The 15990-nt window shown below is 45.9% G+C and carries 9 protein-coding genes, 4 pseudogenes and 1 riboswitch; of the genes and pseudogenes, 8 read left to right on the plus strand and 5 right to left on the minus strand.

Annotation, left to right across the window (positions count from 1 at the left end; genetic code table 11):
• Positions 1–19 precede the first annotated feature (19 nt).
• Positions 20–1933, minus strand: a complete 1914-nt coding sequence (locus tag PKHYL_RS00575; protein WP_071002588.1) for an ABC transporter ATP-binding protein — start codon at positions 1931–1933, stop codon at positions 20–22.
• A gap of 361 nt (positions 1934–2294) precedes the next feature.
• On the opposite strand from PKHYL_RS00575, the gene PKHYL_RS00580 reads away from it, so the two are divergent.
• Both PKHYL_RS00580 and PKHYL_RS00585 read left to right on the plus strand, forming a co-directional pair.
• Positions 2295–3143, plus strand: a complete 849-nt coding sequence (locus PKHYL_RS00580) for a hypothetical protein (protein WP_071002587.1) — start codon at positions 2295–2297, stop codon at positions 3141–3143.
• Positions 3144–3320: 177 nt separating this feature from the next.
• Positions 3321–4211 carry a fructose bisphosphate aldolase gene (locus PKHYL_RS00585; protein WP_058023584.1) on the plus strand — a complete coding sequence of 297 codons (891 nt, stop codon included), beginning with the start codon at positions 3321–3323 and terminating at the stop codon, positions 4209–4211.
• A gap of 28 nt (positions 4212–4239) precedes the next feature.
• Here the strand turns inward: PKHYL_RS00585 and thiC are convergent.
• Positions 4240–6366: pseudogene (gene thiC, locus PKHYL_RS00590) on the minus strand (phosphomethylpyrimidine synthase ThiC).
• Positions 6367–6612: 246 nt separating this feature from the next.
• Positions 6613–6768, minus strand: a riboswitch (TPP riboswitch).
• A gap of 293 nt (positions 6769–7061) precedes the next feature.
• On the opposite strand from thiC, the gene pstS reads away from it, so the two are divergent.
• From pstS to phoU, 5 genes and pseudogenes are all read left to right on the plus strand, one after another.
• The gene (gene pstS / locus PKHYL_RS00595; RefSeq protein WP_071002586.1) at positions 7062–8234 is read left to right on the plus strand and encodes a phosphate ABC transporter substrate-binding protein PstS; all 1173 of its coding nucleotides are present in this window, start codon (positions 7062–7064) and stop codon (positions 8232–8234) included.
• A 209-nt stretch (positions 8235–8443) separates the two neighbouring features.
• Positions 8444–9398: pseudogene (gene pstC / locus PKHYL_RS00600) on the plus strand (phosphate ABC transporter permease subunit PstC).
• Positions 9399–9551: 153 nt separating this feature from the next.
• Positions 9552–10364, plus strand: coding sequence for a phosphate ABC transporter permease PstA (gene pstA / locus PKHYL_RS00605; protein WP_442966141.1), 813 nt, complete (start codon positions 9552–9554; stop codon positions 10362–10364).
• A 227-nt stretch (positions 10365–10591) separates the two neighbouring features.
• Positions 10592–11358 (plus strand): annotated as a pseudogene (pstB, locus tag PKHYL_RS00610) (phosphate ABC transporter ATP-binding protein PstB).
• Between the two features lie 100 nt (positions 11359–11458).
• Positions 11459–12241, plus strand: a complete 783-nt coding sequence (phoU, locus tag PKHYL_RS00615) for a phosphate signaling complex protein PhoU (RefSeq protein WP_058023580.1) — start codon at positions 11459–11461, stop codon at positions 12239–12241.
• An 83-nt stretch (positions 12242–12324) separates the two neighbouring features.
• Here phoU and PKHYL_RS00620 read toward each other — a convergent pair whose 3' ends face one another.
• From PKHYL_RS00620 to argH, 3 genes and pseudogenes are all read right to left on the minus strand, one after another.
• Positions 12325–12540, minus strand: coding sequence for an oxidative damage protection protein (locus PKHYL_RS00620; RefSeq protein ID WP_240366471.1), 216 nt, complete (start codon positions 12538–12540; stop codon positions 12325–12327).
• On the minus strand, positions 12524–12616 hold the full coding sequence (locus tag PKHYL_RS00625; protein ID WP_240365728.1) for a Fe(2+)-trafficking protein: 93 nt from the start codon (positions 12614–12616) through the stop codon (positions 12524–12526). Before PKHYL_RS00625 ends, PKHYL_RS00620 begins: the two co-directional genes overlap by 17 nt.
• Before the next feature lie 571 nt (positions 12617–13187).
• Positions 13188–14562: pseudogene (argH, locus tag PKHYL_RS00630) on the minus strand (argininosuccinate lyase).
• 239 nt (positions 14563–14801) lie between these two features.
• Between argH and PKHYL_RS00635 the strand changes: the two are divergent.
• Positions 14802–15827: a histidine kinase gene (locus PKHYL_RS00635; protein WP_240365729.1), complete on the plus strand. Its 1026-nt coding sequence runs from the start codon at positions 14802–14804 to the stop codon at positions 15825–15827.
• The last annotated feature ends 163 nt before the right edge of the window (positions 15828–15990 follow it).

Consider the following 15990-nt stretch of genomic DNA (forward strand, 5'->3'; position numbering starts at 1 on the left):
TGATTTATTTTGATGGGTCTTAGTTGTCTTCACCTAAGAAACCACCGCTTTGACGTTGCCATAATTTAGCATAGACGCCATCGCGTGCGAGCAGCGCCTCGTGACTGCCTTGTTCAATAATACGCCCTTTGTCCATCACTACTAGTCGATCCAGTGCCGCAATGGTTGATAAACGGTGGGCAATGGCAATCACGGTTTTGCCAGTCATCATGTCGTTTAAGCTTTCAGTAATAGCAAATTCGATTTCAGAGTCAAGGGCACTCGTGGCTTCATCAAGCAGCAAAATTGGTGCGTTTTTCAGCATTACGCGGGAGATGGCGATACGCTGGCGCTGACCACCTGAGAGTTTGACGCCGCGCTCACCGACCTGGGTATCAAGGGCGGTGTTGCCTTTGTCATCGCTTAAGTCTTTGATAAAGTCCCATGCTTGGGCTTGCTTAGTGGCTTCAATAATTTCAGCATCGGTGGCATCTGGACGACCATAAGCAATGTTTTCACGGATGGTACGATGCAATAATGAGGTATCTTGGGTCACCATACCAATTTGCTGGCGCAGTGACTCTTGAGTGACCTCATCAATTGCCTGTCCATCAATAAAGATTTTGCCACTATCGACATCAAAGAAGCGTAGTAGTAAATTCACCAAGGTTGATTTGCCTGCCCCAGAGCGTCCGACCAGACCGATTTTTTCACCTGGTTTGATGTCCAAATAAAAGTCATCTAGCAGCTTCACACGGTTGCTCGCCAGTGCGGTACCTGCATTGTGCGCCTCATCGACGCGCGCGCCTTCATCATCGGCAGCGATCATATCCTCTTCGTAACCAAAATCAATATGATCAAAGACAATACGACCATCAGTGACCGTTAGTGTTTGCGCATTAGGTTTATCGACGATTTTTTGCGGGGCTGATAGAGTACGCATACCATCTTGTACCGTACCAATACTCTCAAACAAACTGGTGGTCTGCCACATAATCCAGTGGGTCAAACCGTTTAAGCGCAGTGCCATAGCAGTCGCTGCGGCAATCGCACCAACACCAACATCACCTTGTTGCCACAAATATACACCGATAGCTGCAGTCGAGCCAATCAAAGTCACACTGATGGCATGGTTGACGACCTCAAGATAGCTGACCCAGCGCATCTGTGCGTGTACCGTACCCAAAAACTGATTCATCGCGTATTTGGCATAACCCAATTCGCGCTGCGAGTGGCTAAACAGCTTGACGGTCATGATATTGGCATAAGCATCGGTGATGCGTCCTGTCATCAACGCACGGGCATCCGCTTGGACAATGGCCGTACGTTTGAGGCGCGGAATAAAGTACCACATGGAAAGCCCAAACAGTACAAACCAAACCGCAAATGGAATGAGCAGCAAGCTGTCTAGATTAAACAAAATCACCCCAGTAGTGACAAAATACACCACCACATACATCATCATATCGGTGATGGTCATCACTGTATCACGCACGGCCAATGCCGTTTGCATCACCTTTGCTGAGACACGTCCTGAAAACTCATCTTGATAAAACTGCATCGACTGCCCAAGCATTCGGCGGTGAAAACGCCAGCGCATCTGCATCGGAAACACGCCTTGGATCACTTGAAAATGTACCAATGACGATAAGGCAATCCAAAATGGGCTGAGGATTAACACAGCAAACATCAGCAGTAGCATGTCGCTTTTTTCTGCCCACAGTGTCTGCGGGGTATAAGCACCCAGCCAATCCACCAAGTTACCAATCCATGCAAACAACATGGCCTCATAGACCCCAACACCTGCGGAGAGGATCATAAATAAGAACAGCCAGCCACGTAAACCATGAGTACAGGCCCACAAAAACTTCAACAACCCCTTACGAGGCAATGGCATGGGCGTTTCTGGGAAGGCAGGAAGACGGGATTCAAAAAAACGAAAGAGAGCGTTCATAGGCGGCAATAATACGTCAAAACAGAGCGGTTTTGAGTCGTTACTTATGTTAATAAAATAGCAGGGTATTTTATCAAAACTTGGCAATCAGGCGTGCAGTAAATTGTAATTGATCCATGCATAGTGCTTTTGGTTGATACGTTATTGCCAATAACGCGCGTGGAAATACGGATAAATAGATTGCTGTCAAAAATATATTTTGCTACCTTCTAGACCGCAACTGGCTTAGTTGATCGAATGATGAGCGTTGTAATCATATTTTTTAATGAAATCAGTTGAATACAAAGCGGCTTACTTGATGCTGCGCCACCAGTGTATGGATAATAAATACCCAGTACTAGGGTTCAAAAGGTAGGCCTTAATGATGTATCTAACCATTGCGGTGCTGTGTAGCGTCGCTGTTTCAGTGCTTTTAAAAATACTACGCCAAAAGAAAATGGATATTCGTCAGACCATTGTCGCAGGTTATCCCGTCGCTTTTTTACTGACTTGGCTTTTATTAAAGCCCGATGTCGGCGCCATACATGCGCTAGACAGTGCTTGGGGCATCATCATCGCGCTTGGGATCTTGCTACCGGCCGTGTTTATTATCCTTGGACGTGCTATTGAGGCGGTGGGTATGGTGGCAACGGATGCCTCCCAGCGCTTATCATTGATTATTCCGATCATTGCCGCTTTTTTGCTATTTGGTGAGGTGCTGACAGGTACGCGTGTGCTGGGATTGGCACTTGGCTTTTTGGCACTAGGAGCACTGGTTTATCGACCACAGCAGACAGATACCCCTAAGCAAACAAAATACACACCGCTGTGGTTATTCGGTGTATGGGCGGGTTACGGCATCATCGATATCTTGTTTAAGCAGGTTGCCAAGCAGGGTACTGCTTTTCCGTTGACACTGTTTGTGAGCTTTGGAGTCGCAGGTTTATTATTACTCGTCTATCTGCTCGTCACTCGGGTGCGCTGGCAGGCAGACGCCCTTGTCGCTGGATTGCTACTTGGCGCGCTCAACATGGGTAATATTTATGCTTATGTCAGAGCCCATCAAGTGCTCTCCGATTCATCCAGTATTGTGTTTACGGGGATGAACGTGGGTGTCATCGCAGTCGCCACATTGATCGGAGTGGGCGCGTTTAAAGAACGACTCAATCGCATCAATTTGGTGGGGTTGCTACTTGCAGTATGCTGTGTGGGCGTCTTATTTTTGGCGTGAGATAAGTTGTCCAAGGAAGGATAAAGTAGAATTTTTAGCAAAGTTGTCACGTTTTCTATATAGGCATACTTATCATCCTATGATAAGGTCATCTACAAATAGCAGACCTTATATAGGTGATAGAAAGCTTGATTTATAATGTTTAATTTCACTCAATAAAAATAGGATGTACTTTCAATGGAATACGACAATCAGTTGCAGCGCATAAAAGACGGTTCAGGGTTTATCGCTGCGCTCGACCAAAGTGGTGGCAGCACACCAAAGGCTTTAGAGAATTACGGCATCAGCGGCGATGAGTATGAGAATGATGAGGCCATGTTTGATTTGGTGCATGAGATGCGTGCCCGTATCATGACGTGCGACTGTTTTGACAATGAGCGTGTGCTTGGTGCGATCTTATTTGAAGATACCATGGAGCGTGACGTCAATGGTAAGTCGACCGCCAACTATTTGTGGGAAGACAAGCAAATCGTTCCATTCTTGAAGGTAGATAAAGGTTTGGCGGAGCAGATGAGCGGCGTCCAAGTCATGAAGCCGATGCCTAATCTAGATCTGTTGCTAGATAAAGCCAAGAACTATCCAGTATTTGGTACCAAGATGCGCTCAGTCATTTATGAGCCAAATGTCGATGGTATTGAGCTCGTTGTACAGCAGCAATTTGATGTGGCCAAGCAAATCATCTCAAAAGGCTTGATGCCAATCGTTGAACCAGAGGTCAATATTGATAGTGCCCAAAAGCATGATTGCGAAGTGCTATTAAAAGCCAATATTTTGCGTAATCTGGAACGCTTAAATGACGAACAGCAAGTAATGCTCAAGCTGACATTGCCCGAAGAAGCAGGATTTTATCAGGAACTGGTCGACCATCCAAAAGTGCTCAAAGTCGTGGCGCTATCTGGTGGTTATAGCCGCACTGATGCGTGCGCGAAGCTCAAACAAAACCCCGGTATGATTGCCAGCTTCTCGCGCGCCTTTACCGAAGGGTTGAGTAAGCAGCAAAGCGATGAAGAGTTTGCCGATACCATCAATACGTCGATTGAGGAGATTTATCAGGCGTCGAAGGTTTGATATTACTAAATACATAAACTAAAAAAGCTTATACCTCTTTGTATAACTGGCGTCCTTCCTTGTTGTATTTTTCCATCATCTCAGCCATGCCTTGACGGACTTCTTCAGCACTGGCTTCGCCTACTTGTCCGACCAGTTCTGTATCGACTTTTTTGATCAAATGATCATCATCGCTTAAGTCGCCTGATTGCGGCGTTACCTTTTTATTGGCGGCATCTTTGTCCAGTCCTGCTGCATACTCACGCACGTTTTGCGTAATTTTCATGGAGCAAAACTTCGGACCACACATAGAGCAAAAGTGTGCCGATTTATGCGCATCTTTTGGCAAGGTCTCATCGTGATATTCGCGCGCGGTATCAGGGTCGAGCGCCAGATTGAACTGATCATCCCAGCGGAATTCAAAGCGCGCTTTGGATAGCGCATTATCACGCGCCTGTGCACCAGGGTGACCTTTGGCAAGGTCGGCGGCGTGTGCAGCGATTTTATAGGTAATAATGCCGTCTTTGACGTCTTTTTTGTTTGGTAGCCCTAAGTGCTCTTTTGGTGTGACATAGCATAGCATCGCGGTACCAAACCAGCCAATCATCGCCGCACCAATCGCACTGGTGATATGGTCATAACCCGGGGCGATGTCAGTCGTTAATGGGCCCAAGGTATAGAAAGGCGCGTCCGCACACAGATCAAGCTGCAAGTCCATGTTTTCTTTGATACGGTTCATCGCCACGTGTCCAGGGCCTTCAATCATCACCTGTACGTCGTGCTCCCATGCCACTTTGGTCAATTCACCAAGCGTACGTAGTTCGCCAAACTGCGCCTCATCATTGGCATCTTGCAAGCAGCCGGGGCGTAGGCCATCACCTAGACTGAACGCCACATCGTATTGCTTCATAATCTCGCAGATATCTTCAAAATGCGTGTATAAAAAGCTCTCTTTGTGATGCGCCAGACACCACTGCGCCATGATAGAGCCGCCGCGTGAGACGATACCTGTCAAACGCTTTGCGGTGAGCGGTACATAGCGGAGCAGGACGCCTGCGTGAATGGTAAAGTAATCCACACCTTGCTCGGCTTGCTCAATCAAGGTATCACGGAATATCTCCCACGTCAGATCTTCAGCGACGCCATCGACTTTTTCTAAGGCTTGATAAATCGGTACGGTACCAATCGGCACAGGAGAGTTGCGGATTAGCCATTCACGAGTTTCATGAATGTGATTGCCCGTCGATAAATCCATGATGGTATCCGCGCCCCAACGCGTGGCCCATGTCATTTTGGAGACTTCTTCATCAATCGATGAGCCGAGCGCTGAGTTGCCGATATTGGCATTGATTTTTACCAAAAAGTTGCGCCCGATAATCATTGGCTCAGATTCAGGGTGGTTGATGTTGTTGGGGATAATTGCACGTCCAGCGGCTACTTCATCACGGACAAACTCAGGGGTGATAATTTTGGGCATATTGGCACCGAAGCTCTCACCCTCATGTTGACGCATGTCAGTCAGTTCATGCTGCTTTTGCGTCTCACGTATCGCAATATATTCCATCTCAGGGTAATGATGCCGCGACGCGCGTAGTACATCTGAGTGACGTTTTTCCCTGCTTTGGCACGGCGCGGTTTGTCAATATGAGCAAACCTGAGGTTGGCAGTGCTGATATCACGAGCACGTGCTTGCCCGTATGAGCTAGACAGACCGCTTAGTTGCTCGGTATCACCGCGCTCGGCGATCCAGTTTTCACGCAGTTTGGGTAGACCGCGGGTCAGATCAATCTCGACATTGGGGTCAGTGTACACGCCTGAAGTATCGTACACATAAAAAGGCGGATTGTGCTCGCCATCCTTATCACCCGTACCGCCAACTGGCGTATCCGTTAAGCTGATTTCACGCATCGGTACTTGAATATCAGGCCGTGAGCCTTCGATATAGACTTTGCGCGAGGCGGGTAGGGATACGGTGTAAGTCGCGCGCGTCTTCTTCAAAGCGTGCATCACTGGCGGCGCGGTGGGCAGGTGTCTTTAGCGCGTCGGCTTTTTTATCGGCTTTGGTGTCTGATACGAGAGGTATGTTATCGGCTGGGTTGTGCGTTTGGACTTGTGATGGCGCTGAGGCACTGTCTAAAGAGGCATTGTCAAAAGAGCTGCTGTTTGAAATAGTCATATGCTGTCCTAGCGTGTTGGTTTTTGAATAAAAGCAACACCGCCAGTAGCTGCGGGGCAAACACTCGTCATTCAGACAAATTTATATTATCAACACCTAACAGCGAGCAAAGAAATTGTCGCGGTTAATGGTCATCAAATAGTGGACGCCGCTTTCTATCTTCTCTCGTTATCTACGTATGCGGCGTGCATCGTTAGACAATAGCGATGATAAAAAAGTATTTTTACGCGTCCGTTGTCATCAATAACAACGTGCTTAAGACTTCCCTGCGTCGGTACTAACCGCATCAGGTTCGGCGGGTGATCTCTCAGCGAATGTAGATAGGTGGCTACTTTTATCAATGTTTAACTATAAACGTTTAATAAAGTAGGCCAATGCTACATCGCACCCCGAGTCTGTCAGTGTTGTAAATCTTCTTCATACTAACAAAATTCTGCGTTAACGGCTAATGGAATTTGGATGAAAATATCAGGCGCTTATTTTGCTATTTAGCATGGATACAAAGAACAGGGAGTTATTGATAGTAATTAAAATTCCTTGATATTACTGATACTTAGAGGCGATTGCTAAATATTGTGTAAAGCGAATGCAGGATTTGAGAGGTTGTCATTAAACTGTCATAAAGATTTGGCAAGATAACGCTCATATCACAAACAATGCTTTTTTATATCGTTGTTAAATTTCAGGAGTCCTACATGCGTTATTCGTTATTAGCAGTGGCCGTTAGTTGTACATTAATGCTTACGGCGTGTAATAAGTCAACAGAAACGGCAGAACCAGCTGCTGATACGACCAGTAGCGCCGCTACCACGGCTGAAACCACCACGCAGACTCAGGCAACGCCTTCTGCTGACACGGGTTTCAAATCTGCTGAAAACATTGCCATGAATATCACAGGTGCAGGCGCATCATTCCCGCAGCCGATCTATGCCAAATGGTCTTCTGACTATAACGCTGCCACAGGTGGCCAAGTCAACTATCAATCTATTGGCTCATCTGGTGGTATCAAACAAATCCAATCAAAAACCGTCGATTTTGGTGCTTCTGATGCGCCATTAACACCTGAAGAGCTTGAAGAGTCTGGTCTTATCCAGTTCCCAACCGTGATTGGTGGCGTTGTGCCAATCGTTAACATCGATGGCGTTGAGCCAGGTCAGTTGAAGCTAGATGGTGAAACCTTAGCCAATATCTATCTGGGTAAAATCAATAACTGGAATGATCCTGCGATCAAAGCCTTGAACCCAGATTTGACTTTGCCAGATGCCGCCATCACCACAGTATTCCGCTCAGATGGTTCAGGTACGACGTTTAACTTTACCGATTATCTCGCCAAGGTATCACCAGATTGGAAAGACAGCGTTGGGGTTGATAAAACGGTCAAGTGGCCAACCTCTGCGACTGGTGCAGGTGGTAAAGGTAATGAGGGCGTCTCAAGCTACGTCAACCGCATGAAAAACTCTATCGGCTATGTGGAGTATGCCTACGCCAAGCAAAACAACATGTCACATGCCGCGCTTAAAAATGCCGCGGGCAATATCGTGCAGCCATCTGCTGAAACCTTTGCCGCCGCTGGTGACATCGATTGGTCACAACAAGAAGGCTTTTATAAAGTCATCACCAACTCTGAGACGGATCAAGCATGGCCAATCGCTGCTGCTACTTTCATCTTAGTACACAAGCAACCAGAGAATCCTCAGCAAGTCGCTGGCGTGTTGAACTTCTTTGACTGGGCGTATACCCAAGGTGATGATGATGCCATGGCGCTAGACTATGTCCCATTCTCTGATACAGCAGTGGCTCTATTCAAAGAGAAATGGAATGAGGTCAAAGGTAGCGATGGACAGCCTGTTTATAAGCCAGCGCAATAAACGATCTGTACAAGCTGCTTAATGACTTTTTGATTTCCTCTTAAGCCACTATTCTCCGGTAGTGGTTTGAGAGGTTTTATCACAGCAAATTTGACCAAAACACTAATCGCTATATTTCACGATAATCATTAGTCAAGTTGCGTTTGCTGTCATAAAACGAAATGAACACCCTGATTTTTTGAATTCACCCATTCAATGCTGAGACACTTATGACAGACTTAAGGTCCCAACTGGCTAAACAAAAACGTTACGACGCTTTATTTGTCAATTCTACCAAAGCGTTTGCCATACTCGTCCTCCCTATCGTTAGGGGGCATTTTGGTGTCTCTGATTGTTGGGGCGTGGCCGAGTATCCAAGAGTTTGGTCTGGGGTTTTATAGCAGTAATAATTGGGATACGGTTTCCAATGAGTACGGGGCACTCGCGCCTATTTATGGCACCTTGGTGACGTCATTTATCGCGATTGTTATCGCTGTACCAGTCAGTTTTGGTATTGCGATATTTTTGACCGAAATGTGTCCAAAGTTCCTCAAAAAACCGCTTGGCATTGCCATTGAGCTGTTGGCAGGTATTCCTTCTATCATTTATGGGATGTGGGGCTTGTTTGTCTTTGCGCCTTTCTTTGGTGAGCATATTCAGCCATGGTTTATTGAGCATGTGGGCCCGCTACCTATCATCGGTAAGCTGTTTACAGGCGCACCCATGGGACTAGGGATGTTTACCGCGTCCTTGGTACTTGCCATCATGATTATCCCTTTTATCGCTGCCACCATGCGTGATGTTTTCTCTGTGGTGCCAGATCTACTCAAAGAGTCGGCCTACGGTATGGGTGCGACGACGTGGGAAGTGATGTTCAAGATTATCTTGCCTTATACCAAAGCGGGTGTCGTTGGCGGCGTGATTTTGGGACTGGGTCGTGCGCTCGGTGAGACCATGGCAGTGACTTTCTTGATCGGTAATGCGTTCAATATCAGCCCAAGTCTATTTACTTCTGGTGTGACCATCACCTCAGCATTGGCCAATGAGTTTGCCGAAGCGTCAAGTGAGCTGCATCTAGCATCTTTACTACATCTGGGCTTAATCTTGTTTATTATCACCTTCATCGTGCTGTCGTTGGCCAAACTGATGCTCATGCGCATGGATCACAAAGCAGGTAACCGATAAGCCTAAGCATGGTTATTGGATCTCGATTGATATTGATAAAAGATATGGGAAATAAATAGTATGGCTGCTAACAATGCGATGAATGCGCCCATGACCACCAAGCCAAGCAGCGTGGGGCGTTACAACAAGAGTCTGTACAACAAACGTCGCTGGATGAATAAGCTGGGTTTGGGGTTTGCCATGTCAGCCATGGTGTTTGGCTTATTTTGGTTATCATGGATCTTGGTGACGCTGTTTATTGAAGGCTTCCAAGGCATGGTGCAGCTGCCAATTTTTACCGCTGACACGCCACCGCCGATGAGTCCAGGTGGTTTGCGCAATGCGATCGTGGGTTCTGCCATGCTGGCGTTTTCAGGGTTGTTCATCGGCGCACCCATCGGGCTTATGACTGGTATTTATTTGTCTGAGTTTTCTAGAGGCAGTATGCTTGGCCAAGTGACGCGCTTTTTGAACGATATTTTATTATCGGCACCATCCATTGTCATTGGTCTGTTTATATATGCTTTAATGGTCAAAGGTCAAAGTTTCTCTGGTTGGGCAGGCGCATTGGCATTGGCATTGATTGTCATTCCAGTCGTCGTACGTACCACAGAGAATATGCTGAATCTGGTACCCAATAGCTTGCGCGAAGTGGCTTATGCACTTGGCACGCCCAAGTGGAAAATGGTGACGCAAGTGACTATCAAGGCTGCCAAAGCGGGACTGACGACAGGGGTACTTTTGGCTTTTGCTCGTATCACTGGTGAGACGGCGCCATTACTATTTACCGCCCTCAATAATCAGTATTTCAGTACCGATATGGGTCAGCCAATTGCCAACTTACCCAATACCATCTATCAGTTTGCGATGAGTCCTTATGATAATTGGCACACACTGGCATGGTCAGCCGCGCTGCTGATCACAGCGTCGGTCTTGGTATTGAATATTTTGGCAAGATTTATTGGCAATCGCGGTCAGGTCAAATAAAGACAGATATCGCTGCAAAGATACCAAGTATTTACTTATATTTATACGAAATACACTAAGCTAGGTTGGATAATATTATGAATGATGTCGTAAGCAAAGCCCGCACAGAAACAACGGCTGATCGCTTTAACAGTACAACAGACAGCTTGTTAAATAGAACCACGTCTCATAGTGCGCAATCGCAGCAACCCAATACTGCTGACTTCACCAAGCAAAGTATTCATGATATGCCCAAAAACATGCCCAAAGCAAAAATGGAAGTCCGCGATCTTAACTTTTACTACGATGATTTTCAGGCATTAAAAAACATCAATATCGATATCGCAGAAAAGTAACGGCGTTCATTGGTCCGTCAGGTTGCGGCAAATCGACGCTGCTACGTACCTTTAACCGCATGTATGATCTGTATCCAGGAATGCGTGCAGAGGGCGCTATCAACCTTGATGGGCGCAATATTTTGGGCAAAGACATCGATGTCAACTTGCTACGCGCGCAGGTCGGTATGGTATTTCAAAAGCCAACCCCGTTTCCCATGTCGATCTATGACAATGTTGCCTTTGGTGTCAAACTCTATGAGAAGCTCAGCAAAGACGAGCTAGATAATCGCGTGGAGTGGGCACTAAAAAAATCGGCGCTATGGCCAGAAGTGAAAGATAAGCTAAAAGCATCCGGCCTGTCGCTATCAGGTGGTCAGCAGCAGCGTCTGTGTATTGCCCGTAGTGTCGCAACCAAGCCTGAAATATTGCTGCTCGATGAACCAACCTCTGCGCTTGACCCTATCTCGACGGGCGCTATCGAAGATCTGATAGAAGATCTCAAAAATGACTATACCATCGCCATTGTTACCCACAACATGCAGCAAGCGGCGCGGGTATCAGACTATACCGTCTATATGTATCTAGGCGATATGATCGAGATGGGTGAGACCGATCAGATCTTTACCAAACCTACCCAAACTGCGACAGAAGATTATATTACTGGTCGCTATGGCTAGGGCCGATTAATTAGTACTGAAGAGCTAATACTGAAGTTGGGTCGTTTCACTCAATCAGCATATCGCGCTACTAAAATATAGATTTCAGGGAATACCTCTTATGCAAAGTGATAAGCATATCTCCAAAAGTTTTGACCAAGATCTTGATGAAGCCATCCGTTTGTTCTTATACATGGGTGATAGTGCTGCCAACCAAGTGGCCAAAGCGATTCATGCACTTATTGATAGAGACGAGACACTGGCGCAAGAGGTCATCGAGATGGACTTTGATATCAACCGCATGGAGGTTGAGCTCGATGAACATATTTTATTGTTGGTTGCCAAGCGTCAACCTGCCGCAGGAGATTTGCGTCTGGTTATGTCGATCAGTAAAGGCGTGGTAGATTTGGAACGTATTGGCGATGAGGCGGTAAAAATCGCGAAAATGGCCAGCAGAATTGCCGCACAAGGCAAATCGTCTTACGGCTATGCTGAAGTGCAGCATTTGAGCAATCAGGTAAGACTGATGCTTAACAACGCACTAGAAGCCTTTAGTCAATCAAATGCTGAGCAGGCGTTTGAGGTCATGCGCAATGACAGTGTGGTCAATAACGAATATCAATCTGCCATTCGCGCGTTGATGACCTATATCATGGAAGACTCAAGACAAGTCTCAAAGGTTATCAATATCATGTGGATTTTGCGCTCGCTTGAACGTATCGGCGATCATGCGCAAAACGTGGCGGAGCTGGTCATCAACTATATCAGTGGTCAAGATGTACGCCATTCAGACTATGCCATGGTCGAAAAAGCAGTGCAAGAAGCCAATGATCGTCTGGCTGCTCGTCAAGTGAGCACGATGTCAGTCGACGACTACGAAGCTTTAGAAAGTAATGACGACTAATAACGCAGGCAAAATAGTCTTCTTACGTAAAAAACGCGCTTACTATAGCGCGTTTTTTATGGGCGTAATGCAGTGGTCTCAGCCTAGCTTTCTGGCGTCCAGCCTTGAGCGCGCTCATAGTCTTCATTATCCAAGAACTTATCACGTTGCTCGGTCAAGAATTTTTTAGCTTCAGGATCCATCATGCTCAAATGATTCTCATTGATAAGCATGGTTTGATGTTCTAGCCACTCTTTCCATGCCTTGTCAGAGACTGTGTCTTGTAGCTCTTGGCCTTTTTTGTTAGGGGAAGGGCGGATGCGGCATTTTTGGTAGTTCTTGCTTGTATTTGCGGCAAAACACGGTATTGTCTTGGGGATTAAAAGTCTCAGTCATCAGGTGTTCCTTATTTATCATATTAGGCCATGCCATCAATTAGCCCATTAAATCATTTAGCGGTCTTAAAATGGCTACATCTTGTCAAACATCGTCAAAAACTTTGTGAATATACCGATATTCTCTGCAGTTTTTTCCTTGTTTGACTACCATTTATCTTATTTTAAGCCTCGCTATCTAAATGATGATATGCCCTAGCAGGCAAATTAAATAATCATATGAGCCTATGATAACGCTCTTGGTCAATTTAGCAAGGGTATCTCGTGTCTGTTATTAAACAGACACAAATCTATAAGGTGTTATCAGCACGTCTTGCCTTTATTCTGATTTATCGTTTCATATCAGATAGACAAAGAAAGCGCGAAAAAAGGGCGGGTAGCTGATAGTAAGTTATAGTTAATTCAGTTTAAAAGAGATATAAGACAACCGAGCGCAGATGTAACTGTGATACTTCAAGTGAGGTTAACGCTGTAGCTCTTTTATAGGGGATTGACTATAATAAAAAACACCCGCATCAATAGCGGGTGTCAGATATATAGCGATAAGTTAGCTCTGGCTGAAAAGGGTCTGATTAGGCAAAGGCTTTTAAACGAGCGCGGCCACTGACCACTGCTTGCTTGACTTGGTTTGGCGCAGTACCGCCCAGATGGTCACGAGCTGCTAGTGAGCCCTCTAGCGTGAGATAGTCAAAGACATCCCTCACCGATGGCATCGCTGAATTGCTGTAGTTGTGCCAAGGATAAGTCACTGAGATCAACGCCTTCTTTGATGCCGAGTGCGACCGCATTACCCACGACTTCATGCGCATCACGGAATGCAACGCCTTGACGTACCAGATAATCTGCTAGGTCAGTGGCAGTGGCATAGCCTTTCATTGTCGCAGCACGCATACTTTCTTTGTTTGGGACGATGTTGGGCAGCATATCAGCAAAGGCAAGTAGTGAGCCTGTCAGTGTATCGACACAGTCAAACAAAGGCTCTTTGTCTTCTTGATTGTCTTTGTTGTAGGCGAGTGGCTGGCTTTTCATCAGGCTGAGTAATGTCATTAGCTGACCAAAGACACGTGCCGCCTTACCGCGTACCAGCTCAGGCACGTCAGGGTTTTTCTTTTGTGGCATGATCGATGAGCCAGTACAGAAACGATCGGGTATCTGCACAAAGTTAAACTGCGCTGACATCCACAGAATAATCTCTTCACTCATACGTGACATGTGCATCATCAGAATCGAGGCGGCGGAGGTGAACTCAATCGCAAAATCACGATCTGAGACCGCATCGAGCGAATTTTGACAAATACCTTCAAAACCCAATAGCTCAGCGGTGATAGTACGATCAATCGGGAACGTCGTGCCAGCGAGTGCGGCACTACCAAGGGGCATCTGATTGATACGGCGGCGGGCGTCAATCAAACGTTCGGTATCGCGATACAACATCTCAAACCAGGCCATCACATGGTGACCAAAGCTGACAGGCTGGGCGGTTTGTAAATGCGTAAAACCAGGCATAATGGTATCGGTATGTTGGTCAGCCAGGTCAAGCAAGCCACTTTGTAAGCGTATGAGCAGCTCGATAATATTATCGATCTCTTCACGTAACCACAAACGAATGTCGGTCGCGACCTGATCGTTACGGCTACGACCCGTGTGTAGTTTTTTGCCAACAGCGCCTATAATATCAGTGAGGCGTGATTCGACATTCATGTGCACGTCTTCGAGGGCGATTGACCAGCTAAACTCACCTGCTTCGATCTCGCGTAATACTTGTTGAAGACCGTCGATAATGGTGGCCACTTCATCAGCAGTCAAGATATCGCATTCTTTGAGCATCGTTGCATGGGCAATCGATCCTTGAATATCGTGACGAGCAAAGCGTTGGTCGAAGCCGACAGAGGCGGTAAAGGCAGCCACGAAGCTGTCCGTCGCTTCACTGAAGCGTCCACCCCACATCTGCTGGCCCTGAGTGCTGGTAGGGCTGTTTTGTGCATCTTTGTTTGTTACTGAGACATTCGTGCTAGAATCAGAAGCAGATGAATTTTTACTTGATTCAGGATTACTAAGGTTTGAAGAATTGGCGTTCATATTGGTACAAGACAAGTCAAGAGAGTAAGAACTCAAGTATAGCAAATGATGAGGTTGCCTTACTAGCTACGCGCTTAGAGTTTTTTATTCCAAAACTCATGGAGATCATGAGGCCTTGGCAGTGGCTGACATATATTGCTTTTTGGTCACTGTTTCTCACAGTGATTGAGCGTCATGGTCTGTCCAGTTGGTCGGACTTTATCATCAAGCTTGTTGCGCGAACCATACAAAACGGTTTGACCGTTATACCTGCATTATATTTGGTAGATTATCTGCGCCCTGTCTTCAAAAATGCCAGTATTCCGAGTGTGAGTGTGCGTATCGTCATGCTGATGATGTTTGCCGCTACGGTTTCTATGGCTTTAGTCGTTTTGGTTTTGATTAATATGGGTTTGATGGAATATGATCGCCAAGCTTTTATGACCAATCTGTTTTTCAATACCGTACTGACGGGCGGTTTTACCATTGTATTTTTGCTGTACTTTTTGCGTAGCTACCGTGAGCTTAATGCGCTCAAGCTATCGTTTGAATACAAGTTGACTGCACAGAATGACTTAATAAAAGCCCGCACCGCGCCGCACTTTTTCTTTAATACCATCAACACACTGGTCTCACTCATTGAGTCCAATCCGTCAAAAGCCTCTGCTTTATTACAAAACGTTTCGGTCTTATATCGTGCCAGTTTTAGCGGCGAACGTGAGATTAGCTTTGAAGAAGAAGTTGCGCTGTGTGAGCATTATCTAGCGATCGAGTCTAGCCGTTTGGCAGACAAACTCGAGGTCCATTGGGATTTGCCTGATGAAGATATTATGTATGATATGGTGATTACGGCGTTAACCTTACAAAGCGTACTGGAGAAAATGCTACTCAATGTGGTTGAGATGACCACTGAAACCATCCATTTTAATATTAAAGTCACTTGGGAGCAGCACAGAGTAGCTATTCAGATCGACGTGGAACTTCCTACAAAGACCTTAATCATTAACCATGATTTGCGTCAGCATATGGATTTTTATATTCAAGCGGATCGATTACGTGCGTACTTTGGTCAAAGTGCTGATATCCAAAGCACAGTGACTGGTAACCACATTACTACCATTATTGACTATCCCTTACAAGACGTCAGTTTATAATCTTTCCTCTTTTACCATTTTTTATGATGTTCTCAGACACTATATTCTTATTATAAGATGTTGTGGCATATTTATTGCATCGTCTTTTATATCTATGTCTTTTATATCTATGTCTTTTATATCTATATGGTTATTGCGATTTTTATCTGGCAATTATTGACAA

The sequence above is a fragment of the Psychrobacter sp. KH172YL61 genome (assembly GCF_007182895.1).
GTDB classification, from domain to species: Bacteria; Pseudomonadota; Gammaproteobacteria; order Pseudomonadales; family Moraxellaceae; genus Psychrobacter; species Psychrobacter pacificensis.

Excerpts from the sequence above, each read along its gene's own strand:
- PKHYL_RS00575 (WP_071002588.1), bottom strand. The coding sequence starts at position 1,933 with ATGAACGCTCTCTTTCGTTTTTTTGAATCCCGTCTTCCTGCCTTCCCA.
- PKHYL_RS00580 (WP_071002587.1), top strand. The coding sequence starts at position 2,295 with ATGATGTATCTAACCATTGCGGTGCTGTGTAGCGTCGCTGTTTCAGTG.
- PKHYL_RS00635 (WP_240365729.1), top strand. The coding sequence starts at position 14,802 with ATGAGGCCTTGGCAGTGGCTGACATATATTGCTTTTTGGTCACTGTTT.
- PKHYL_RS00585 (WP_058023584.1), top strand. The coding sequence starts at position 3,321 with ATGGAATACGACAATCAGTTGCAGCGCATAAAAGACGGTTCAGGGTTT.
- PKHYL_RS00625 (WP_240365728.1), bottom strand. The coding sequence starts at position 12,616 with ATGACTGAGACTTTTAATCCCCAAGACAATACCGTGTTTTGCCGCAAA.
- pstS (WP_071002586.1), top strand. The coding sequence starts at position 7,062 with ATGCGTTATTCGTTATTAGCAGTGGCCGTTAGTTGTACATTAATGCTT.
- phoU (WP_058023580.1), top strand. The coding sequence starts at position 11,459 with ATGCAAAGTGATAAGCATATCTCCAAAAGTTTTGACCAAGATCTTGAT.
- pstA (WP_442966141.1), top strand. The coding sequence starts at position 9,552 with ATGAATAAGCTGGGTTTGGGGTTTGCCATGTCAGCCATGGTGTTTGGC.